Below are 22537 nucleotides of genomic sequence, written 5' to 3'. Positions count from 1 at the left end.
ACGGAGCGATCAGACCGAATGGGGCGCCAGCATCCCGGCGAGAAATTCCGTGAAGAGTTGCACCCGCAACGGGGCGAGGCGGCCGAACGCGTGGAGGGCCTGAACCGGAACCGACGCGAGCCTGTCTTGCGGATATACTTCGACCAGACGCCCTGTCGCGAGGTCGTCAGCCACCGCAAGTCGGAGAAGCTGCGCGACTCCAACACCGCCGAGCGCCGCGATCCGCATCGCCTGACCCGAATCCGTATCGAGGACGCCTTCGGGGAGCAGTTCGCCGCCGTCGGCAAACCGGATCGGATAAGCGCGCGCGCCAAAGCGGTAGCGGACGTGCGGCAGATCCGCGAGCGCCTCGCGCGTGGCGGGAAAACCTACCCGATCGAGCCATTCGGGCGATGCGACGAGAATGAGCGGCAACGTCGCAAGGCGGCGGACCATCCAGTCGACATCCTCAACCTCCCCGACGCGCACCGCGACATCATAACCCTCGCGCACCAGATCGACATGGCGGTCGGTAATATCGATCTCGATCCTTATCTCGGGATGTCCCGGCATGAAATCGCGGGTAATCAGTTCGACGAGCGTGGGTCCCAGCACGCCCGGGAGGCTGACGCGGAGCAGACCGCGAGCGCGCGTTACACCGCTCAACACATCGCCCGCATCGTCGAGCGCACGCAGCAACGGTGCAACGCGCTCATAATAAGCCGTGCCATCGACAGTGAGCGCGAGCGAACGGGTGGAACGCAGGAAAAGCTTCACGCCGAGACGCTGTTCGAGCCGTTCGACGCTCTTCGATACCGCCGACGGCGTCGTACCGGCAATCCGCGCCGCGGCGCTGAAGGAGCCCGCCTCTACGGCGCGAACAAAGGCATAAAGCCCGGTCGTGGATTCGACTCCAATGGTCATTCGATAGTTTTTGGAAAAAAAGATGTGACCTTGTCCATACTAATTTTCCGAGAAAGAAAAGCCAAATCCACCCTCGTCTCCAACAACAGAGGTGGATTATGACAAATCTGAAGGGAAAGGTCGCCGTGATCACCGGCGGCAACAGCGGCATCGGGCTCGCGAGCGCCAAGCTCTTTGCCGAACAAGGCGCACAGGTGCTGATCACCGGGCGGCGTCAAGACGCGCTCGATGATGCGGTACAGGCCATCGGCTCTGCCGCGACCGCGATCCGGGGCGATGTCGCCGACCCTGCGCATCACGCCCATGTTGCCGATCTCGTCCGCGAACGCTTCGGGGGCGCCGACATCTATATGGCGAATGCGGGCGTTAACACGATCACGCCGTCGGGCGAGGTCTCCGAGGCCGAATATGACACTCAGTTCGGCATCAACGCGCGCGGTACCTTTTTCGGCGTCCAGGCGATCGCTCCCGCGCTGCGCGATGGTGGATCGATCATCCTCGTCGGCTCGCTCGCGAGCGAGAAGGTGCTCGACGGCCACGCCGTCTATGCGGGCAGCAAGGCGGCGATCGGCGCCTTTGCGCGGAGCTGGGCGCTCGAGTTCAAGGCGCGGCGCGTCCGCGTCAACATGCTGAGCCCCGGACCGACCGAGACCGAAATCCTCGGCAAGCTCGGCGTCGCGCCCGAAGATCGCGAAGCCTTTGCCGGGATGATGGCGGGCGCGATCCCGCTCGGGCGCCTCGGCCAGCCCGACGAGCTAGCCCGCGCCGCGCTGTTCCTGGCATCGGACGCCAGCAGCTTCGTCACCGGCATAAACTTGCGCGTCGATGGCGGCATGGCGCTGCTTTGACCCCTCATTGGAAAGACTTTGAAATGACCGATACGCAAATCGACCCCGCCATCGCCGCGCTGATCCACGACGTCGTCCATGTCGGCAGCGCCTACGACATCGAAGGCATGGAAAGGCTCTACACGCCCGACCAGACCTTCCTCGTTCTGGGCAGCGACGGCCATGTGACCCGGGTGCGGCGCGACGATTCCATCGCCGAATTCCGCTCGCGACGCGACGCCGGCGAAGAACCGTTGTCGACCGAACATCGCGTGCTGCACGTCGAGCAGCAGGGCGATCATGCGACGGCGATTCTCTATCGCCGGATGAGCCCCGAGGCGCCGCCCGCGATGTACGAGCTTCGCCTGCGCAAGGATTCCGGCACCTGGATGGTCGCCGGTGAAACGGTGACGCCCTGGCCGGGCGGCATCGACGGCAACTTTCTGCCTCCACGTCGGAAAGCGGCCTGACCCAGGGCGCGCGCGGCCTCCCCCTCCCCCGTCCGCGCGCGCCCATTTTTCTCAAGAGCAAAAAGGAAATAGACCCGTGAAATATCTCGCTCTCCCCCTCTCACTCGGCGCGGCCATGGCCGCCGGAATCGCGGTGCCGGCTGCCGCACAGACGTTCGAGGGCCCCTATGTCGGCGCGCAGGCCGGTTGGAGTCAGAATAAGCTCGGAACGGTCGATACCGATCTCGGCACGGGCAGGATCGACGACAAGCGAGATTCAGCAACCGCCGGCATCTTCGTGGGCTACAATCTCCAGCCAACCGCTGGCGTCGTGCTGTCTGCCGAAGGCGCGGTCAATTTCGGTTTCGACGATGGCCTCGCCCGCTCGCAAAAGGATGCGTCCGCCGCCATCAACCCCGAATATGGTTTCGATCTCGGCATTCGCGCGGGGTATCTCGTTACCGACAAGACGCTCGTCTACGCGCGCGGCGGTTATGAGAATGTCCGGACCGCAGTGCGCATCCTCGATCTTGAGGGGCCGCGCCGCGGTAAGGATAATCTTGACGGCTGGTCGGTCGGCGGGGGCGTCGAGCGCGCCGTCACCGACCGGATCTCCGCACGCGTCGAATATCGATACAGCGACCTCGGCGGCGGCGGCACCAAATGGGATCGCCATCAGGTCCTGGCAGGCATCGCCTGGCATTTCTGACGCCAGGCCTCGCCCGCATCCGGCGTGAAAAACCCAAGCCATTGACAGGGCAGGAAAGGATTTTCTTGTCCTGTCAAACGCGGACAAATATAATCCTCGTTATGGCACATTTGACCGCCAGCGTGGAATATGGCCTTCATTGCCTGCTCGGCCTGATCGATGCGGGCGAGGCACCGCGTAGCGCGCGCGACCTCGCGACGTTTCAAGGCGTGTCGCCAACCTTTGCCGCGAAGATTTTCGCAAAGCTCGAAAAGGCGGGAATCGTAGTTGCGGCGGAAGGCGTACGCGGCGGCTATCGCCTAGCGCGGTCTCCGGAGACGATCAGCGTACTCGAGCTGGTCGATGCGATCGAAGGCCGCAAACCGCTGTTCGAATGCCAGGAAATCCGCACGCGCTGTCCGCTTTTCGAGGGAGATGCACCCGACTGGGCGACGCGGGGTGTCTGCTCGATCCACGCGGTCATGCTCAAGGCGGAAAAAGCGATGCGCGATGCGCTGGCGAGCGAGACGCTCGCCGATATCGGCGGGCGGCTGGAGCGCAAGGCTCCGAGCGAATTCGGCGCCGACACCCGCGCCTGGTTCGAACGACGGATCGCCGCACGTCGTACCGGATCATCGCATGCGCAAGCGAGGGATATGCAATGATGACCAATCACCTCTCCGAGTCGAAGGAAGCTCCACTCGTATTCGTCGTCGATGACGACGAGGAAGTTCGCACCGCGATCAGCGAATTGATGTTGTCGGTCGGAATCGAGGCCGAATGCTGCGCCTCGACACGCGACCTCGTCGATTCACCGCTTCTCGATCGCGCCGGCTGTCTCGTCCTCGACGTCCGCATGCCGGGATCGAGCGGGCTAGATCTTCAGCAGCATCTTGCGTCGGTCGGGATCTCGAAACCGATCGTCTTCCTGACCGGGCACGGCGATATCCCCATGTCCGTCCAGGCTATGAAGGCTGGGGCGATCGATTTTCTGACCAAGCCCGTGCGTGATCAGACTTTGTTGGATGCCGTCACGGCGGGCATCGAGCGTGACATCGCTGACCGGGCGAACGCGCGGATCGTTAAAGAACAGATCGAGCGCTACGCAACGCTCACGCCGAGAGAAGCGCAGGTCATGCGCGAAGTCGCACTCGGCCGCCTGAACAAACAGATCGCCTACGATCTGGGGATTACCGAGATTACCGTGAAGCTGCATCGCAGTAATGTGATGCGCAAGATGCAAGCGGCATCGGTCGGCGAGTTGATTCGTGCCTGGGAAAAATTGCCCCTCGAGGTACGGGAATCTATCACCGCCTAGACTTTGGTATGGTTATAATGACCCACAAGCTGCGCAACATTGTCCCTATCGGCCCCCGAGGGCGCGTAATAGAGGATGTCGCTGCTTGCCCCATATGCCCACCATCGCGATCGTTGACGACGACGAGGCTGTCCGCGAAGCCCTGGGCGACCTGCTGATGGTCTCGGGACTTGCCTGCCAATGTTTCGAAAGCGCAGCGGGCTTTCTCGCGGCGCGCCGGTCCCGCCGCTTCGACTGTCTAGTGACAGATATCCGAATGCCGGGAATGACCGGAATCGAGCTGATCGAGCAACTCCACAACGAACGCGCCCAACTGCCCGTGGTCGTCCTCTCTTCGGTGCTCGACGACGCCACACGGGCGAAGGCGCTAGCGCTCGGCGCCAGCGCCTGGCTTGGGAAGCCGGTAACCGACGAACATCTGCTCGGCGCGATCGCGACAGCGATGGAGAATACGGATCCGGACGCGGCGCGATGATCACCGCGCTACGCGATTCGCCTAGGCAGGACGCTGGAATCGCCGAATTTGCCTCGGAAAGCATCGTCATAATCGATCTACAGGGGGCGATAAGCTATTGGAATCCTGTAGCCGAACGGCTCTTCGGTTGGCCGGGACTGGCGGTTGGCGGCGCCGCCATTGCAGATCTTTCCGCTGCGCCCGACGACGAGGCTCGTGCCTGGTCACAATTGCTGCAGGAAGGCGTGTGGGAAGGGCAGATCCGCCGCCTTACGCGCGATGGCGACGTGCGCGTCGCTGAGGCACGGCGGTACTTGCGACACGACGAAGCCGGGGTCCCGCACGACGTCGTCGAATATGCGCGTTTAGCACAAGCGGCGAACGACGAAGATATATCGGGTAGCTCCGCGCCCGACGCCGCGATGGCCGCCAGCTGGGAAATCGACCTTACACCCGCTGCCGAAATCCTGGACCGGATCGACGCCCAATCACGGACCAGCGAGGGGGACGATCGCGGCGATCTTTGCCGTCGTCTTCTCGAGGCGGCTCGAATCGTCGACGTCAACGAGCGAACCGCACGCCTGGTTGGCGGCAACCGCGGACGCGCGCTGATGAAAGGCCAGTCGGTTGCGTCCTTCTGGCCCGTTGCCAGCCGTGCGATTCTCGCAGAGCTCATCCTGCAAGCATTCGGCGACAGCGAGGGGAGGCGTTTCCGTCGCCGGCTGGCCTCGGACGGCATCTTGCGCGAACCGCTCGTCACCATCTGGCGAGCTGGCGCCGACCGGCCAGGACATTTGTTCATCACGGTGAATGGAGCGGCCGACGACGATCGCTCCTATCTGTTTCTGCGCGCGAGCGAGGCGCGCTATCGCAAGCTCGTCCATTATATGCCGGTCGCGCTTTGGCAAGTCGACGCCAGCCACATGGGAAAGATATACGCCGACCTGCGCTCGCGCGGCATCACAGACTTTGGGCAATATCTGGATGATCATCCTGAACTCGTCGAGCTTGCCGCATCCAGCGTTCCGGTCACCGACGTAAATCGCAGCGCGATCGAACTCGTCGGAGGAAAGGACGCGCAGGACCTGATCGGTCCCGTCGGCTACCTGTTTACCGAGAGTCCGGCATCCCTGCGTCGCGTGATGATCGGTCGGTTCCGTGGCGACAGAAATTATAGCGAGCTCATGAAGCTCCGTTCGCTCGACGGACGCGTGCTCGATGTGCGCTTCTCGGTTACCTACCCCGAACCGCTCGTAGAGCTCGATACCACGATCTTCAGTCTCGAGGATATGACCGAACGGCTGCAGATGGAGACGCAGCTCCGGCAAGTCCAAGCCGATTTCAGCCACGCCGCACGCATCGCGACGCTGGGCGAACTGACGAGCTCGATCGCGCATGAGGTCAATCAGCCCCTTGCTGCGATCATGACCAACGCGGAGACGAGCCTGCGCTGGCTTGCGCGCGCCGAGCCCGATATCGCTAAACTCCGGCAACTTACGACACGCATCGCGGCAAGCGCACGGCGCGCCGACGATATCGTCCAGCGCATCCGCAGCATGTCTGTCAAGCAAACGCCCGAGCCGGTGGCGCTCTCGCTCAATGACGTCGTTCGTGAGAGTCTGTTATTCGTCCATCACGAGATCGAGCGGCGCGCCATCCGCGTGACGACAACCTATTCCCGCGACCTGCCGCCCGTCGTCGGTGACCGCATCCAGCTTCAGCAGGTCATCGTCAATCTGATCATCAACGCCGTCCACGCCGTCGAAGGACAGGAAGAAACCGAGCGCGAAATTCTGGTTGCGACCGGGGCGGAAGGCGACAGCGCGACCTTCAGCCTGCAGGACAATGGTCCGGGAATCGCGCCCGAGCATCTGGGCCGCATCTTCGACGGCTTCTTCACGACGAAAGCGCAGGGGATGGGCATCGGCCTTGCCATCTGTCAATCGATCGTAACCGCGCATGGCGGCGTGGTATCGGCCTCCAATCGAACGGGAGGGGGCGCGGAGTTCCGCGTTGCACTGCCGCGCGCGCGCTCCTTGAAATGATCGAGCCCGTTGGTCTTCTGACCGGTCTTGGTATCGGCGTTGCGACTGGTCTGCTTGTCGGGCGGCGGCGCACCGGGGCTATCAGCGCAACGGATTCCATCCACCCCGACGACCGCGCGGCGATCGCACAGGCCGAGGCGCGCGCTTTCTGTAGCGGCGTGCCGCAGGTCGTCAGCTATCGGCGGCGCGACCGGGAAGGCGGGGATTGGCGCTGGCACGAGTATCGCGCCAATCCCGCCTACCCGGCCAACGTCACCGTTCCGCCACTGGTCCACGCACCGGGCGATGCCTGGACATTTGCCACGTCGCTGGGGGAAACCGGAGATGCCGTCCGCGCCGCAAAGATCATCGAGGATATTTACGGCTCCGCCTTCGCTTTCGACACCGAAGGACAATTTACCTACGCCACGCCAACGGCGCAGGCATCGCTCGCGATGACGCTTGACGATTTCAACGCGCCGCTAAGCGACGAACCCTTCCTTGAGGGCGGCGACCTCGGCTGGAAGAATGGGGTACACCCGGAAGATTATGAGGCGGCGGCGGCCGAGCTTAGGCGCTGCATGCGCGCAGGCGAGCCATTCAACTATGAATATCGCGTCCTGCGCGCGAGCGGTGATTGTGTGTGGCATCGCTTCGCGATACGCCCGGCAAGGGCCGGTGATGGCCGCGTCACAGGCTGGTATGGCACGGGCTTCGATATCGACGTGTTCCGCAAGACCGACGACGCTCTGCGCGAAAGCGAACGCTCGCTTCGCGAGATGGTCGAGACCGCGCCGGCGCTCATCTGGTGCATGACACCTGCGGGCGAGCCGATTTATTTCAGTCGCCGCCTTCGCGAGTTTTTCGGCTTCGACGTCGACGCTAAGGACAAGCCCGGCGCACCGCGACTGCATAGCATCCTCGACGCGGTGATCCACCCCGACGACCGCGACCGGGTGAACGAGCGCTTCGCCTATTCTCTGCGGACCGGCGATGCCTATGCTCTGACCCATCGCCAACGCCGTTTCGATGGCGTCTATCGCTGGGTCGAAACCCGCATCGCCGCAATGCGGAGCGAAGATGGCACGATTTTGCAATGGAACGGCGTATGCCTCGATATCGAGGAACAGATCCGCGCGCAGGATGAATTGCGGCAGGCGCAGGACAAGCTGGCAAAAGCAAGCGAGGCGGCAAGCCTTGCCGAGCTCTCGGCATCGATCGCGCACGAGGTCAACCAGCCGCTCGCCGCCATCATGACGAACGCGCAGGCGTGCCGACGCTGGCTGGAGGCGGACCCGCCGAACCTGGAACGCGCGAGGGCGATCATCGAGCGCGTGGATCGAAACGCTCAATCGGCTGCCGATATTGTCAGCCATATCCGCGCGCTCTTCAACCGAACCACCGGCCCGCGAACGCGAGCGGCGCTGGGCCCGCTCATCGACGAGGTTCGCGAGCTCCTCGCCGAGCAGCTTGTCCGTGATCGGATCAGGCTCGAAATCCGGCTCGCATCAGACCTTCCACCGGTCCCGATCGACCCGGTCCAGATCCAGCAGGTTCTGGTGAACATCGTCCGAAATGCAATCGAGGCGATGACCGGCATGCCGCCGGATCGGCGCCGGCTATGCTTGAAAGCCGTTCTCGCGGGGGATGAGGTGCGCATAGACATCAGCGACACGGGACCCGGTCTGCCCGAACCCGATCGCACCTTCGAGGCGTTTTTCTCCACTAAAGCACAGGGCATGGGAATGGGACTTGCGATCTGCCGCTCGATCATCGAAGCCCATGGCGGCTCCCTCCACGCCGAAAACCGCGCCCCGTCGGGCGCGTGCTTCACTTTTACGCTGCCCTTGACGGAGGGTGCGTTGCGACAGCGGCCTGGTGCAAACGGCTCTTCCGCATAACCCTGGCACAGGGGACCAACGCTAGCCCGGCCAAGGCGAATGAGACTGCCTGTCGCTTTGCGGCGCTTTTCGTTCAACGTCGCTTGTTGCCGACGGCTTTCATGAATCGCTCCGTTAGCTATGTCGGCTTTTCGCGGTTCGCGTATTCCTTTCTATCTGCGCGCAAATCCGGGTTATTGTGATCCGGCAGTGAGTCTAATTTCGGTCGCGAGGCCGGTCATCGGCAAGACCCGGGCCGGGCACGACATCCCGCCAGCCATGCACCGGAAAGCGGGTCCGATCGATCGATGTTTTCAGAAAAAAAAAAAACGGCGGGCCGCTCGGCGGCCCGCCGCAAAAGTTGCAGTTGCTCCATGAAGCGCCGAAGGCGCTTTATCTCTCGCCAGCCACTGGTATCAGAAGTCGACGGTACGAGCCTCAAAGGCATTTTGAAAAGCCGCCTCGCGTTCCGCCGCGGGGGGGTAGATCCAGAGCGTATTGATTTCCGTCTTGACCTTCTTCGCCTCTACGCCGGTGAGTTCGACCGTGCGAGGCGACCAGCCGCGAGTGAAGATCGCGGCGTTGGGCCCGAGATCAAGGCACACGACGTAGGACGGTTGATCATAGGGCAGCACAGGTTCGCCGAGCAAATCGGCCGCCGCGTTATGGCCAGCGAACGATCCGAGGCGGCGCGCATGCTGGCACGACATCAACGAGAAATTGCCCTTGTCGTCGGTTGCCGCCTTGGCAGTGTCGCCGGTAGCGAAGATGTGCGGAGCTCCCGGCACGCGCAGATCGGGGGAGACGAGGATGCGGCCGAGATTGTCGCGCTCGGCAGGCAGTTGCGCGGTTAAAGGCGACGCACGCATACCCGCCGACCAGATCACCGTATCCGTTTCGATTCGTTCGCCATTGTCGAGAATGACGCCGCCTTCGTCGAGCGCAGTAATACCGGTTCCGACGATCGTTTCGATACCGAGTTCGTTCAACCGCGCCTCGATATAGGGGCGCGGCTCATCGCCCATGTCGCGGCCGACACATGGCGCATGCTCGACGATGATCACCCGCACCGGCGCATCCTGCCCGAAAATCTCGCGCAGTCGCCCGGGCATCTCGGTCGCGACTTCGATACCGGTAAAGCCACCGCCACCGACCACAACCGTGTTACGTGCAGGAGAGTCAGGCTTTGTAGCGAGATTGCCAAGATGTCGATCAAGGGCAATCGCGCCATCCTGATCCGTAACGCTGTACCCAAAGTCCGAAAGCCCGGGGATCGGAGGCTGAAAGCCATGACTTCCCGATGCGACGATCAGCCTGTCGTAAGACAGCGTATTGCTATGGCCATCGGCGTTTTTGATGCTGATCCTTCCGTTGTCCGCGTCGATCGTTTCGACCCGCCCCGCGCAGAAGTGAATATCGGTCGCCGCGAAAAGCTCGCCCAAGGGCGCCGCCATCGACGCTGGATCACGCTCGTATAGCCGCGGCCGGATGACCAACGCGGATTCGGGCGCAACGACCGTGATTTTCAGGTCCGCGGGAGATACGCCCTTCTCATCACGCAAGCGGGCAGCCGAGAGCGCGGCCAGCAATCCGGCAAAGCCGGCTCCGATAATGATGATTTCCTTGGCCATTCGGTGTCTCCGTGCGTGGGCGTCGATGGATATATCCTCGCGATACGGCTTTGCCGGGCGTGGAGGATGAGACAGACCATCGCGAACGGCGCGCCACTCGCCTATCGTGCCGGCTGGCTAGTCGATCCAAACCTAAGGTGCGACCGATCTATACCTTGGAACAGGGCAAGCCTCGCGGGTCTGGTTCCTATTGAGATGGCGCCGGTGCTGCGAAGGCTTCCAGACCCGCCACAGGAAAGCGAACAGGCTGGTGGCAATGAAATCGCGTTCGATCGGTGACAGGCGCATCGACAGCGCCATCAGCGTGACCATGGTTTCCAAGGCAAGCGATGGCGCCTTCAGAAACGATCGGTTTCTCCAGGATCGTCGTTTTTCGGTGAGGTCGCATGAAACTTGTCGCAGGAGCGCGAAGGTGAGGATCGTCGTAACCAAGGCGCGTGGAACGGCGGGCCCAGCCCATGCGCAGCACCAAAATGTCAGCACCACGGGCGAGAAATCGATCTCATTCCTCCATGATAATGACGTATGCGTCCAGCCGCTCAGCTGGCGGGCGCGCGATCGGGTTGTCCATTGGGTTCGCATGCTTTTGTCCCGGTTATCCGATGACAAGATGCGGCCTCACGATCTGCTCGACTATTCGTCTGTGGGCGTAGCGCGACTATACGAAAACATGGGATCGCTACTCCCGCCTCGACCGCGCCAAGCTCCAGCGCGGATATTCCGCGGCAATCCGCTATCCTTGTGACCGGCAATCCCGTCCGACCGGACCTCCGCACCGCGCTATGCCTCTCGACGGGCACCATACCCGAGCCGACACGCGATTCTCGCCCACGACATGGAGCTCGTGGAACGCGCCGATGACGAGCCGGGGGCGACCGAGGCCCTTCACAGTCCCGCCATACGGTCGGCATCGACGATGGCGCGCGCGAAATCCTGAGGCGCTTCCTGCGGCAGGTTGTGCCCAATCCCGCCCGCGATCGTCCGATGTTCATATGGGCCGGTAAATTTGGCGCGATAATCCTGCGGCTGCGGATGCGGCGCGCCATTCTCATCGCCCTCGAGCGTTATCGTCGGCACCGTAATCGCCGGAAAGGTCGCGAGCTTCGCTTCGATCGCGTCATAGCGCGCTTCGCCCTCGGCGAGCCCAAGCCGCCAGCGATAATTGTGGATGCTGATCGCGACATGATCGGGATTGTCGAGGGCGGCGGCCGACCGTGCGAACACCGCTTCGTCGAATGCCCAACTCGGCGACGCGGTTTTCCAGATCAATCGCGCAAAGTCGTGCGTGTTGGCGGCATAGCCCTGATATCCGCGTTCGGTCGCGAAATAATATTGGTACCACCAGCGCCGCTCGGCTTCGGGTGAAAGCGGCTTGGCTCCCGCAGCCTGGCTGCCGATCAGATAGCCGCTGACCGACACGAGCGCGCTGACGCGTTCGGGATGCAGTGCCGCCAGGATGCACGCAGTCCGGGCGCCCCAGTCGCACCCCCCGACGATCGCCCGTTCGATGCCCAGCGCGTCGAGAAAGTCGAGCGCATCCATCGCGAGCGCCGCCTGCTGACCGTTTCGGGGCGTCGCGTCCGACAGGAAACGCGTCGCGCCATAGCCGCGCAGGTAGGGCACCAGAACGCGATAGCCCTGCGCCCCGAGCATAAGCGCCGCATCGGCGTAGGTATGTATATCGTATGGCCAACCATGGATGAGCAGCACCGGCGCGCCGTCTGCCGGCCCCATCTCGGCATAAGCGATATCGAGCAGGCTGGTGCGGACATGCTTCAGCAGTCCGAAGCCCGCGGGCGCCGCCGCGGCCGCACGCCCCGGCGCGGTGAGCAGCATCGTCGCCGCCGACCCTGCCAATGCCTGCGTCATGAAGCCGCGTCGATCGGTGTTCTGAAATCGGGCCATTGTATCGTCTCCTATGTCGTTTCAGGGAATGAGCAGCTTGCCGGCGCTCCGGCGGTTTTCCATGTCGGTATGGGCCGCCGCGTCGACGAGGGGTTAGACTGCGCTATTTCACTGCGCAGCTTTCCTTCAATAATGCCTTGGAATAGGTGCGCCGATCGCTCAGCGAGGCGAGCGATCCAGCGATTGCCGGTGGCATCGAACGTCCGAAAACGACGCTCAACCCATCTCTATTCACCCGCTTCAGCGATCTTGGAGATCAGTATTTCTCGAACAGGCGTTTCAGGCTCGCATAAAGGATGAAAGTCGAGCGACCGATCTTGACGGTCTCAATGCAGCCGGCCGCCATCAGCTCGTAGAGGGTCGTGCGCGGAATGCCGGTAAGCTTCACTGCATCGGCGACACGCACGCTGATCGGTTCGGTCGGCAGCCCTTCGTGAGCGGCGAGAATTTGTCGCGCCGCTTGCTTACGATCTTCCGCGACCGGCCTTCTCGTCACCGCCGCCTCCCTGTCTTCGGCTTTCGCCGGAGCATCGGTGACGCCGTTCCGGCTGCTCTCGGCAGCGCGATGATCATTCGCAACGCCCATATCCGCGGCCACAGAACCGAGCATCTCGCTTCGCCTGGCGGCGCTCCTGTTCTAAAAGGAGATCTTGATTTCGCCCGGCCATCATTCCGACCCCGCCTCTTTTGATCCGACGCGCCCTCGGCGCGATCGCTGAAACGCGCGGTCGGCATCGAGGAAAGCCGACAGCATGAAGGGGACGAGGTCGGCTATGCTCACCTGTTCGTCATAAGCCTCGAAATATACAGCAGCGTAATCGAGCAAAGCTCGATGCAAATCGGGTAGCAGGCTGACCGTGAGCTTGAGCGCGGTGCGGTCGGGCAGTTTCGGCAATTTCAGGTCAGCCATGCCCGCCTCCCCACGGCCGCCCGACGACAATATCCTTGTGGACGAGCACGCGAAGCGGCCAGCCGGGTCGGACGCGCAAGGTCGGCTGGATATTCAGATTGCGCGTGACAAGCTGATCTCCCGCCCGCGCCCCGCTCTGCTGCGCGGCCTCGCGGACAGCGCGCACAAGGTCGCTCTCGCTGCTGCCGAAACTTAATTCTGTGCCGACCCCGAGCAGCGTCGAAAGCGCGACGCCCTTCAGGAGTTGCCACGTATGCCGGTCGATCTTGTCGGACAGGCCCGCGTAACCCTGCGTATCGGCCGCCGGCACATTGCCGATACGGATCGACGAACCATCGGGCAGAATGATGCGCTGCCACACGACCAGCGCGCGGCTCTGCCCGAACGCGACGACACTATCGTAACTGCCGACCAGCCGCGAGCCTTGCGGAATAAGTAGGGATTGCCCGGTCACACTGTCATAGACATTTTCGGTGATCTGCGCCGTCACCAGCCCCGGCAAGTCGGAGTTAAGCCCGGTGATGAGACTGGCCGCGATGACACTCCCCGCCTGCAAGGTCCACTGCGAGACGGGCGCGGTCAGCCTGTGCGGGTTCACGTCGCTGCCGTCGTTCGCTTTGCCGATCAACGCGTTCTTGCGCTGCTGCCCGTTCGGATCGTCGGCGATCTGCGCGGGCGCGGGCAACTCGGGCGCCTGTTCCGCCGCAACCGCGACGGGGCGGGCGGCTGCGGCATTGCCCGCGACTTGCAGCATGACGCCGGACTCGCGCGCCGCGCGTTGTTCGGCAGCGATGCGCTGGCGTTCGGCGTGGGCCTCTTGGGCCGCGCGCCGTGCGGCCTCGTCGGCGGTATCGTCCGGCACCATGTCCAGCCCGCGTTGATGATTGAGGATCGGGCGTCCCAAATCGCCGGGCAACGGCGCGCCAAGCTGCGGCACGTCGCCATAGCTGGTGGGCGCCCCCGCGAGGGCATCGGGCGGCGCCTTCGCGCCCACCAGCTTGTCATCTGCCGGGGCAATCAGGCCGATGCTCGCCGGTTTCAGGGCCAGCCATGCCACGCCGACAATTGCGGTCGATCCTACGGCGGCGATGGCGATGATCGCGCCGCGCCGGAAGCGCGTCACGCGCCCCGGCGCCGCGCGAAGGGCCAGCGTTTCGGGGTCGGCTTTCGGCGTCGCGGACGGCGGCGGGGAAGCGGAGGGGTCGGTCATTTACCCTTCCCCCGCTTCGGCTGCGCCGTCTCGATCCGCACGATCTTTTGCTTCTTGCCGCCGAGACGAAGTTCGGCCGCACCGAACAGCCGATCGACGACATAATAACGGCCTGCGACACGATAGTTCACAAGCTGGCCCTCGCCGTCCTCGCCGATGACGAACAGCGGCGGCGCTTCGCCGACCGCGATCGACGGCGGAAACTCGATGAAGGTCTGCCGTCCATCGTCGAAGGCCCGGACAGGCCGCCATGCCGGTTTGTCGCCGCTGATCGTGTAATTGAAGTTCAGCCCTTCGACCGCGAGGCCCGACGCTATCGGCGCGGCGGCGGCCGCGGCATCCTTCTGGCGGCGTAGCGCGATCAATTCGTCCTGCGGATAGGTCCACGACAGCGCGGCCATCGCGCCGGTCGATCGGCTTTCGAGTTCGATATGATAGACGCGCCGCGAAGTCGTGATGACAAGGTTCGTTTTCAGACCTGCCGAATAGGGCTTCACGAATATATGGGTGCGCTGGTCGGCACCGTTGCCGCTGGTGGTATCGCCCACGGTCCAGCGCACCGTATCGCCGGCGGCAACCGATGTGATCGTCTCGCCCGGTTGCAGGATGATGTCGGTGATACGCTCCGGCGCGGCATAGAGGCGATAGAGCGCGCCGTCGCTATAGGGATAGACCTGCACCGCGCCGAGATAGCCGGCGTTCGACGGCTCGCGCAGCGCGGCCTTGTTGGCAGCGGCGACCTTCGCGGTGGATTGGGCGGCGGCGGGAACGGCGAGCGCGGCGAGGCTCGCCGACAGGATGACGGCACGGATCATGGTTCGTTCCTTTCGGGGGTTTGCGACGGTTCGGGGTCGAGCGACAAGCCGAATGGTAGGTCGGCGGGCTGCGCTTCATCCGGTGGCGGCGTGACCAATTCTTCGGGTCCTGGAAAGCGATGGAAGGATTTCGGAACATCGGCCTCGATCTCGCGGCTCCAGTCGATCGCATCCACATAGAGGCCGAGCGGGTTCTTTCGCAGCACCTCGGCCGAGCGTGGCGGCTGCATCTTCACCGTTACCATCGCCGTCCAGCGCGACGTGCCATCGAGGCTACCGCGCTCATATTCCTGCTCGGTCCACTTGACCTGGAAGCTGGTGTCGGACGCACGGACAACGCTCGTCACCTGCACCGACACGGTGCGGCGTCCGACCTCCGAGAACGGATTAGACGCGCGGGCATATTCACCGAGAAAGAGCGAGGCGCGTTCGGTCGCAAAGTCGTAGGCCGATAGCCAGGCTTCGCGCATCAGGACCGGATCGAGCGAGCGCGATCGGACATTGGCGACGAACTTTCCAAGATGCCATGCGATCTGCGGGTCGGTCGCGCGGTAATCGGTAGCGGCGGGCGCGACGGCCTGCGCCTGCCCGAGCTTATCAACCTCGACAATGTAGGGGACGACGCGGCTCTGCATCGACTGCCATACCAGCGCCGCCGAAAGGCCGGTCGCGAGCAGCAACCCACCGAACGCCATATATCGCCAGTTGCGGGCTTGCATCCTCGCCGTGCCGATGCGCTCGTCCCATAGCTGGCCCGCGCGCTGGTGAGGCGTTTCCGGCTCCGGCGTCTGCCCGTAACGCTGCACCGCTCTTTTGAATTTCATGGCTTAGTCCCTTTCCTTGATGTCGGGGTTTGCGCCCGCGCCGCCCTTGTCGCCGCCCTGAATGGCGTGGATCGCCATTTGACGGCGGTGACGGCTGGTCTGCGTGGCATTGATTTTCTGCGCCCATGCAGGCGGGGACGCGTCACCGACAGGCGCGACGCTCGCTGCGCTGCTACCTGCTGCGCGGCCAGCGGGGCGCGCGCCGGTGGTTCCCGCATCCCAAGCGGCTTGCTGGCCGCGTTCGGCCGCGGCTTTGAAACCGCTGGTGGCTGCGCTGACCTTCTGTGCGGCTGCGCCGCGCGCGGCGGTCGCCATACCGCCAAGGCCAGCGCCAACGCTGGTGGAACCGGACGTTTCTTGCCCGAGTTTATATGCATTCGATGCCGCGCTGCCCATTGCCGTGCCGGCGCGAACTGCGCCAAGACCTGCACCCGCGGCGCCGCGCGCCGCGCCAAGGGTGCCTGCACCGGCCATCGCTAGGCCGCCGCCCGCAAGCGCCACCGTCGCGACCGCCGATCCCGCGCCAAGCTGCGGCGCGCCCGCGACCAGCCCGGACGCGATGCCGGGCCCGAATATCGCCAACCCGAACAGGGCCAAGCTCGCGAGCATCAACGACACGGCCTGTTCGATCGTCACCTCGTCGCCGGTTATTGCGCTGGTGAAGTCCGCAAAATAGTTGGAGCCGATGCCGACGATAACCGCGAGCACCATGACCTTGATGCCGGATGATACGACATTGCCCAGCACTCGCTCCGCCAGAAACGACGTGCGGTTCCAGAGCGCGAACGGGACCAGGATAAAGCCCGCGAGGCTGGTCAGCTTGAACTCAAGGATGGTGATGAAAAGCTGGATCGCGAGGATAAAGAAAGCTGCAATGACGATAAGCCACGCGATGCACAGCACGGCGATCTCAACGAAATTGTTGAAGAAGTCGATGGGACCGACCAGCTCCTTCGCCTGTTCGAGCAGCGGCCATGCCGCCTCGAAGCCGATTCCCGCGAGCCGCCCCGGCAAAAGCAAGTCCTGCGCGGTGATGGCGCTCCCGCCTGCGGTCAGCCCCAGCCCGGCGAATGATCGAAAGATTATGTCGGTGAGCAGCGGAAAGCTGTTCAGGATCAGCGCGAAAACGCCGACATAGAGAATCTTCTTGAGGAACTTGCCGATTACATCATCTTCGCCGCCAAGCGCCCAAAAGAGGCCGGCAAGCGTAATGTCGATACCGATCAGGATCGTGGTCAGGAATCCGACATCGCCGCCGAGCAGCCCAAAGCCGCTGTCGATGTAGGCGATAAACGCCTGCATGAACTGGTCGATGACATTCAAGTCCTCCATGCGCGGGACTCCTGAAAGTGATGGATGGGTGCCGCGGGGACCGCTGGCCGGGAGAGGGAGAGAGCCATGCGGCCCCCGCGACGGGACGGCGCTCGCCGGGGAGCAAGGGGCGCAGCGCCGCCCCTAGCTCACTGGCGCGGCGTGTAAGCCTTGCCGTCGCCGAGGAAGCGGCTCGTCCGCTCCCGCGCCTCGCGCTCGCTCTGACCGCGCCGCGCCGCTTCGAGCGACTGGCTGCGGAACTGCGCCGCCATCAGATTTTGAAGCTGGAACTGCTGCTTGGTCGCGAGCGCAAGAAGCTGGTTGGTCGCTTGGCTGACCTGCAAGCTGCCTTCGGCGCCCTGGCTTTTGGCGACGATCGCCGCGAGCGCCTGCGCGTCGTCGCGCACATTTTCGACGATGCCGGACTGCACCGTCATAGTCTGCCGGAACGCGGCCATTTCATTGTCGAGCCGCTGTTTCGCGACCGCAAGCCGCTGGTCGTGCTTCATCGCCGACACATAGCTGTCGGGGAACTGCTGGCGGAATTGCTCGCCCAGTTGATCGACGCGAAAGTCGATGCCCTGCGCCTGCCCCATCAGCTTGTCGATCTCGCCGAGTTTCTGGCGAAGCTGGTCGAGCTGCGGGAAGTCGATGCGCGACAGGTTCTTCGCCTGACCCGCCAGCATTTGCGCTTCGTTCTGAAGCGACTGGATCTGATTGTTGATCTGTTGCAGCGTCCGCGCGGCCGTCAGCAGATTTTGCGTGTAGTTGGTCGGATCGAACACGCTGATCTGCGCGGAAGCCGGCGCGGTGGTCAGCACCCCGGCACCGATCGCGCCGATGGCGCCAGTCCCGAGCAAAGCGGCGACGACATATTTCTTCATCTCAAAATCTCCTTAGGGTTGCACGGGGGACGCGGGGAAACAGGCGGCCGCGTCAGCCGCCCATTCGAGGCCGGAATCGGAGAGGAACCAGCCGACGAAATCGTCTGCGCCATGCTCGGCGAGAATTGCGTCGATACGCTTTTGCGTGTCGGGATCGGATGCGCCGCAAAGCGCGAGCGCGATCGGGCCTAGCCCCAGCTCGAACAGCCGGTTGCCGCGCGCCGATTGCAGATAATATTGGCGCTTCGGCACCGCGCGGCTGACCAGCTCGATTTGCCGCTCGTTGAGGCCGAAGCGAACATAGGCCGCTTCGCTCTGCGGCTCGATCGCCCGATCGTTCGGCAGCAATATCCGCTGCGGGCAGGATTCGATGATCGCGGGCGAGATGCTGGAATCCGCTATGTCCGCAAGGCTCTGCGTCGCGAACACCACCGCGACATTGCGCTTACGGAGAACCTTGAGCCATTCCCTGATCCGCGCCGCGAATAGGGGATGGTCGAGAAACACCCAGGCTTCATCGAGAATGAGCAGCGTCGGCCGCCCAGTGAAGCGTTCTTCGAGCCGATGGAAAAGATAGGTCAGGATCGGCGCGACGACGCCGGCCTGTCCCATCAGCGCCTCCGTCTCGAAGCACTGAACATCGGCAATCGCTAGATCGTCCTCGGCTGCATCGAGCAGGCGGCCGAACGGACCTTCGAGCGTATAGGGTGCCAGCGCCGATCGCAGCGGGGCGGATTGCAGCAGCAGCGACAGCCCGGTCAGTGTCCGTTCTTCGACCGGGGCGGTGGCAAGGCTGCCCAGCGCCGACCAGACGGCTTCCTTGACCTCCGGCGTCACCAGCACCTTTTCATGGGTGAGCAGCGCGCCGATCCATTCGGCCGCCCATGCCCTCTCGTCCGCGCGGTCGATATGGCGCAAGGGCTGGAAGGCGATAGCGCGCCCACCCTCGCCATCCTCGCCGCCGAGGCCGAGCGCATGATGCGCCCCGCCCATCGCCAGCACCGCGGCGCGCGCCGAAAACCCCTTGTCGAAGATATAGACTTGGGACTCCGGGTAGCGCCGGAATTGGAGCGCCAGCAATGCGAGCAGCACGGACTTGCCCGCGCCGGTCGGTCCGACGATCAGCATATGTCCGACGTCGCCAACATGGGTGGACAGACGGAACGGCGTCGATCCGCTGGTTTCGGCATAAAGCAGCGGCGGGCCGTCCAGATGCGCGTTGCGCGCCGGCCCCGCCCATACCGACGACAGCGGCATAAGATGCGCGAGATTGAGCGTGTGGACGATCGGTTGCCGGACGTTGGCGTAAACATGGCCGGGCAGCGAACCTAGCCACGCCTCCACCGCGTTGACGGTTTCGCGGATGCAGGTGAAGCCCAGCCCGTTTATGATGCGCTCGACCGCGCGCACCTTTTCTTCGACACGGGCGCGGTCGGCATCGGCAACGCTGATCGTCGTGGTCAGATAGCCGAAGGCGACATGATCGCCGCCAAGCGCCTGTAGCGCCAGGTCGGCGTCAACGACCTTATTGTCGGCATCGCTGTCGAGCAGTTGGACCGGCTGGTTATAGATTACCTCGCGAAGCAAGGCCGTCACCGATTTGCGCTTGTTGAACCATTGGCGACGCAGCTTGGTCAGCGCCTTGGTCGCGTCGGTCTTGTCGAGCGCGATAAAGCGCGTCACCCAGCGATAGCCGAAATCCTCGTGATTGAGCGCGTCGAGGATTCCGGGGCGGCTGACGTTCGGGAAACCAAGAATGGTCAGCGTCCGCAAATGCGTCTGCCCAAGCATCGGTTCGAGGCCGCCGGTAAGCGGCGTGTCGGTCAATATGGCGTCCAGATACATCGGGGTATCGGGGACCGCGACGGCATGGCGGCGCGTCGATATGGTGCCGTGGAGGAAAGTCAGCGTCTCGCCATCGTCGAGCGCGCGCACCTCCGGCATGAAGCCGGAAAACAGGTCGAGCGCCCTATCGGTCTCGGCGATGAAGCTCGCCAGCGCCTGCCGCCAGTCGCGGCCCTTCATATCGTCGCTGCGTTCGATTAGCGCGCGGCCCGCCGCGTCGGCCTGATCGGCCGGCGGTAGGAAAGTAAGCGTCACATAATAAAGGCTCTCGAAATGCGCGCCTCCGCTCTCGAATCCCGCACGCCGTTCCTGATCGACCAGCCACGACGCGGCATCGGGAAAATCGCTGTCGGGATAGCCTAGCGCCTCGCGCCGTTCCGCCTCCATGTGGAGCGCCCAGCCCGATCCGAAACGCTTGAGGACATTGTTCGCCCGCGCGCAGGTGCCGACCAATTCGGCCTCGGTCGCGGATTCGAGGTCCGGCCCGCGAAAGCGCAAGGTGCGCTGAAAGCTGCCGTCCTTGTTCAAGACGACGCCAAGGCTGACCAGCGCCGCCCACGGGAGATGATCGGCCAGCCGATCGGCGCGATTGCGATATTCTTTGAGGTTCAGCATGTCAGAAACCCCCGCTGGCGAAGGTGGCGGGCGAGGACGGGCGCAAAGTCGGGGTCGCGCTTCGCCGCGAATACCGCGAGCGTGTGGCCGACCGCCCACATGACCAGCCCCGCAATCCATTGCTGCAAGCCCAGCCCGAGCGCGGCGGCGATCGTGCCGTTGACGATCGCGATGGCCCGCGGCGCGCCGCCGAGCAGGATGGGTTCGGCGAGCGCGCGGTGCATCGGCGCCTCGAACCCTTCAATATGACTGCCGGCGCCGATCATGCGATCAGCGCTCCGCCGCCGAAGGAGAAGAAGGACAGGAAAAAGGAGCTGGCGGCGAACGCGATCGATAGGCCGAAAATGATCTGAATCAGGCGCCGGAAGCCGCCCGCCGTCTCGCCGAACGCGAGGGTCAGGCCGGTAACGATGATGATAATCACCGCGATGATCTTGGCGACCGGGCCTTGGACCGATTCCAGGACCTGCTGCAACGGCTCTTCCCACGGCATCCCCGATCCGGCGGCGTGGGCGGCGCTGGCAATGCCGAGAACCAGGCCGGCGTAGATGCCGACGGCTGCCAGCGGCAGCATTTCGGGGGCGCGGGCGCGGGCCTTTGCCGCGAGCGGGGCGAGGGCGCGAACGTGCATGGTCAATCTCCTATGGTTTCGAGGGTCTGGTTGGGGGTGAGGTCGCGGACGGCGTAGTTTCCGTGCTCGTCGAGGCCGGCGACGCGCGCGACGCTATCGACGCGCCGCGCGAGGCCACGCCCGGATATGAACACGATCATGTCGATGGCCTCGGCAATCAGCCGGCGCGGGACGGTGACGACACTTTCCTGAACAAGCTGTTCGAGGCGGTAGAGCGCGGCCGTCGCGCTATTGGCATGGACCGTCGCGATGCCACCCGGATGCCCGGTGTTCCATGCCTTAAGCATATCCAGCGCCTCGCGTCCGCGCACCTCGCCGACAATGATGCGATCCGGACGAAGGCGGAGCGTCGAGCGCACAAGTTCGGCCATCGTGACCGCGCCGGCCCCGGTGGGACCGACAGAACGGGTGCGGAGCGCGACAACATCGCTGGCCGCGCATTGCAGCTCGCGCGTGTCCTCGATGATGATAACGCGCTCTTCGAGGCCGGCCATTTCCGCAAGCAGCGCATTGGCGAGCGTCGTCTTGCCCGATGACGTGCCCCCCGCGACCAGGATGTTCCACCGCTCGACGACCGCCATCGACAAGAGCCGCGCCGTGTTGGCCGACATGATGCCGTCGCGAACGTAATCGAGCAGCGTGTAGATTCTTGCGGCAGGCTTTCGGATCGAAAAGCACGGCGCGAGGCTGACGGGCGGCAAGACGCCCTCGAACCTTTCGCCCGCGCCCTCGCCGTGCGGGGGCAGTTCGGCCGATATGATCGGCGCTGCCGCATGGGCCTCGGTGCGGGCATGGCTGGCGACAAGGCGAATGATGCGCTCGATCTGCGCCGGATCGTAGCGGGTGCCGGTGTCGATGCGACCCTCGCCAAGCCGGTCGAGCCGCAACACCCCATCGGGGTTTACCATGATCTCGATAACGGCAGGGTCGGACAGCGCGGCGGCGATGCCCGGTCCCATAGCGGTGCGGAGCATCGCGCGGCAGCGATCTGCGGAAAGCGCGTCGGTCATGGCTGGGCCTCGATGATGTTTTGGGTGTCGAGCGTCCGCTTGCCGCCCGCGATCTGGCGGCCAAGCTGGGCGATGAATCGCTCGAAACGCTGGTTGCCGGTCGCGAGCGCGGCGGCGTCGGCTTCGGGCAGCGGAGCGGTGACGGTAAGCTGGTAGCGCACGAACAGCGCCAGCGCCTCCAACACCACCTCCATATCGCGGCGGCCTGCGGCGACCTCGCGCGATATGCGGTCGAGCCGGACTTTCAGAAGGTCATCGACCTCCTTCGTCGCGCGGCGCGCCAGCCAATCGCGAAGCGCCTCGTTGACGATGCGCGACTTGTTGCCGCCACGCCGGATGACCAGCGCGTCGAGCGCATCGCCGAGGTCGCTGTCGATATAGAGATTCTGCCGGACCTTCATCG

23 protein-coding genes are annotated in these 22537 nt (G+C 64.0%); 8 read left to right on the top strand and 15 right to left on the bottom strand.

Annotation, left to right across the window (positions count from 1 at the left end; all coding sequences use genetic code 11):
* Window positions 1-9 precede the first annotated feature (9 nt).
* The gene (locus QZL87_RS03720; protein ID WP_295323889.1) at window positions 10-903 is read right to left on the bottom strand and encodes a LysR family transcriptional regulator; all 894 of its coding nucleotides are present in this window, start codon (window positions 901-903) and stop codon (window positions 10-12) included.
* 98 nt (window positions 904-1001) lie between these two features.
* Between QZL87_RS03720 and QZL87_RS03715 the strand changes: the two genes are divergently transcribed.
* The 8 genes from QZL87_RS03715 to QZL87_RS03680 all read left to right on the top strand — a co-directional run bounded on the left by QZL87_RS03715 (window position 1002) and on the right by QZL87_RS03680 (window position 8564).
* Window positions 1002-1751 carry an SDR family oxidoreductase gene (locus QZL87_RS03715; protein WP_295323888.1) on the top strand — a complete coding sequence of 250 codons (750 nt, stop codon included), beginning with the start codon at window positions 1002-1004 and terminating at the stop codon, window positions 1749-1751.
* A 23-nt stretch (window positions 1752-1774) separates the two neighbouring features.
* On the top strand, window positions 1775-2200 hold the full coding sequence (locus QZL87_RS03710) for a hypothetical protein (RefSeq protein ID WP_295323886.1): 426 nt from the start codon (window positions 1775-1777) through the stop codon (window positions 2198-2200).
* 76 nt (window positions 2201-2276) lie between these two features.
* Complete coding sequence (locus tag QZL87_RS03705) at window positions 2277-2888, top strand: outer membrane beta-barrel protein (RefSeq protein WP_295323882.1); 612 nt, start codon at window positions 2277-2279, stop codon at window positions 2886-2888.
* Window positions 2889-3010: 122 nt separating this feature from the next.
* Window positions 3011-3532: an Rrf2 family transcriptional regulator gene (locus QZL87_RS03700; RefSeq protein WP_295323881.1), complete on the top strand. Its 522-nt coding sequence runs from the start codon at window positions 3011-3013 to the stop codon at window positions 3530-3532.
* On the top strand, window positions 3529-4185 hold the full coding sequence (locus tag QZL87_RS03695; protein WP_362988571.1) for a response regulator transcription factor: 657 nt from the start codon (window positions 3529-3531) through the stop codon (window positions 4183-4185). Before QZL87_RS03700 ends, QZL87_RS03695 begins: the two co-directional genes overlap by 4 nt.
* Window positions 4186-4279: 94 nt before the next feature.
* Complete coding sequence (locus tag QZL87_RS03690) at window positions 4280-4660, top strand: response regulator (RefSeq protein WP_295323879.1); 381 nt, start codon at window positions 4280-4282, stop codon at window positions 4658-4660.
* The gene (locus tag QZL87_RS03685) at window positions 4657-6684 is read left to right on the top strand and encodes an ATP-binding protein (RefSeq protein WP_295323878.1); all 2028 of its coding nucleotides are present in this window, start codon (window positions 4657-4659) and stop codon (window positions 6682-6684) included. The genes QZL87_RS03690 and QZL87_RS03685 overlap by 4 nt, the downstream gene beginning before the upstream one ends.
* Window positions 6681-8564: a PAS domain-containing sensor histidine kinase gene (locus tag QZL87_RS03680; protein ID WP_295323877.1), complete on the top strand. Its 1884-nt coding sequence runs from the start codon at window positions 6681-6683 to the stop codon at window positions 8562-8564. Before QZL87_RS03685 ends, QZL87_RS03680 begins: the two co-directional genes overlap by 4 nt.
* A 395-nt stretch (window positions 8565-8959) precedes the next feature.
* On the opposite strand, the gene QZL87_RS03675 is transcribed toward QZL87_RS03680, so the two are convergent.
* The 14 genes from QZL87_RS03675 to QZL87_RS03610 all read right to left on the bottom strand — a co-directional run bounded on the left by QZL87_RS03675 (window position 8960) and on the right by QZL87_RS03610 (window position 22535).
* Complete coding sequence (locus QZL87_RS03675; protein WP_295323875.1) at window positions 8960-10174, bottom strand: FAD-dependent oxidoreductase; 1215 nt, start codon at window positions 10172-10174, stop codon at window positions 8960-8962.
* 885 nt (window positions 10175-11059) lie between these two features.
* Window positions 11060-12079, bottom strand: a complete 1020-nt coding sequence (locus tag QZL87_RS03670; RefSeq protein ID WP_295323874.1) for an alpha/beta hydrolase — start codon at window positions 12077-12079, stop codon at window positions 11060-11062.
* A 256-nt stretch (window positions 12080-12335) separates the two neighbouring features.
* The gene (locus QZL87_RS03665) at window positions 12336-12689 is read right to left on the bottom strand and encodes a helix-turn-helix domain-containing protein (protein WP_295323872.1); all 354 of its coding nucleotides are present in this window, start codon (window positions 12687-12689) and stop codon (window positions 12336-12338) included.
* Between the two features lie 57 nt (window positions 12690-12746).
* On the bottom strand, window positions 12747-12989 hold the full coding sequence (locus QZL87_RS03660) for a DUF2274 domain-containing protein (protein WP_295323869.1): 243 nt from the start codon (window positions 12987-12989) through the stop codon (window positions 12747-12749).
* Complete coding sequence (locus tag QZL87_RS03655; RefSeq protein ID WP_295323867.1) at window positions 12982-14199, bottom strand: TrbI/VirB10 family protein; 1218 nt, start codon at window positions 14197-14199, stop codon at window positions 12982-12984. The genes QZL87_RS03660 and QZL87_RS03655 overlap by 8 nt, the downstream gene beginning before the upstream one ends.
* On the bottom strand, window positions 14196-15014 hold the full coding sequence (gene trbG, locus QZL87_RS03650; RefSeq protein ID WP_295323864.1) for a P-type conjugative transfer protein TrbG: 819 nt from the start codon (window positions 15012-15014) through the stop codon (window positions 14196-14198). Before trbG ends, QZL87_RS03655 begins: the two co-directional genes overlap by 4 nt.
* Window positions 15011-15838 (bottom strand): conjugal transfer protein TrbF, encoded by an 828-nt coding sequence (gene trbF, locus QZL87_RS03645; protein WP_295323861.1) that lies wholly within the window; start codon window positions 15836-15838, stop codon window positions 15011-15013. Before trbF ends, trbG begins: the two co-directional genes overlap by 4 nt.
* A 3-nt stretch (window positions 15839-15841) precedes the next feature.
* Window positions 15842-17170: a P-type conjugative transfer protein TrbL gene (gene trbL / locus QZL87_RS03640; protein WP_295323858.1), complete on the bottom strand. Its 1329-nt coding sequence runs from the start codon at window positions 17168-17170 to the stop codon at window positions 15842-15844.
* A 128-nt stretch (window positions 17171-17298) separates the two neighbouring features.
* Window positions 17299-18033, bottom strand: a complete 735-nt coding sequence (trbJ, locus tag QZL87_RS03635; protein ID WP_295323857.1) for a P-type conjugative transfer protein TrbJ — start codon at window positions 18031-18033, stop codon at window positions 17299-17301.
* Window positions 18034-18045: 12 nt separating this feature from the next.
* On the bottom strand, window positions 18046-20493 hold the full coding sequence (gene trbE / locus QZL87_RS03630; RefSeq protein ID WP_295323855.1) for a conjugal transfer protein TrbE: 2448 nt from the start codon (window positions 20491-20493) through the stop codon (window positions 18046-18048).
* Window positions 20487-20759, bottom strand: coding sequence for a VirB3 family type IV secretion system protein (locus tag QZL87_RS03625; protein ID WP_295323853.1), 273 nt, complete (start codon window positions 20757-20759; stop codon window positions 20487-20489). The genes trbE and QZL87_RS03625 overlap by 7 nt, the downstream gene beginning before the upstream one ends.
* Window positions 20756-21067 (bottom strand): TrbC/VirB2 family protein, encoded by a 312-nt coding sequence (locus QZL87_RS03620; protein ID WP_295327154.1) that lies wholly within the window; start codon window positions 21065-21067, stop codon window positions 20756-20758. The genes QZL87_RS03625 and QZL87_RS03620 overlap by 4 nt, the downstream gene beginning before the upstream one ends.
* 59 nt (window positions 21068-21126) lie before the next feature.
* Window positions 21127-22134 (bottom strand): P-type conjugative transfer ATPase TrbB, encoded by a 1008-nt coding sequence (gene trbB, locus QZL87_RS03615; RefSeq protein ID WP_295323850.1) that lies wholly within the window; start codon window positions 22132-22134, stop codon window positions 21127-21129.
* Window positions 22131-22535 (bottom strand): ribbon-helix-helix protein, CopG family, encoded by a 405-nt coding sequence (locus tag QZL87_RS03610; RefSeq protein WP_295323847.1) that lies wholly within the window; start codon window positions 22533-22535, stop codon window positions 22131-22133. Before QZL87_RS03610 ends, trbB begins: the two co-directional genes overlap by 4 nt.
* Between the last annotated feature and the right edge of the window lie 2 nt (window positions 22536-22537).

The organism is uncultured Sphingopyxis sp., assembly GCF_900078365.1.
In the GTDB taxonomy this organism is placed as follows: domain Bacteria; phylum Pseudomonadota; class Alphaproteobacteria; order Sphingomonadales; family Sphingomonadaceae; genus Sphingopyxis.
The sequence above is the reverse complement of the archived record's forward strand: the minus strand, read 5'-3'. Positions and strand labels throughout refer to the sequence as shown.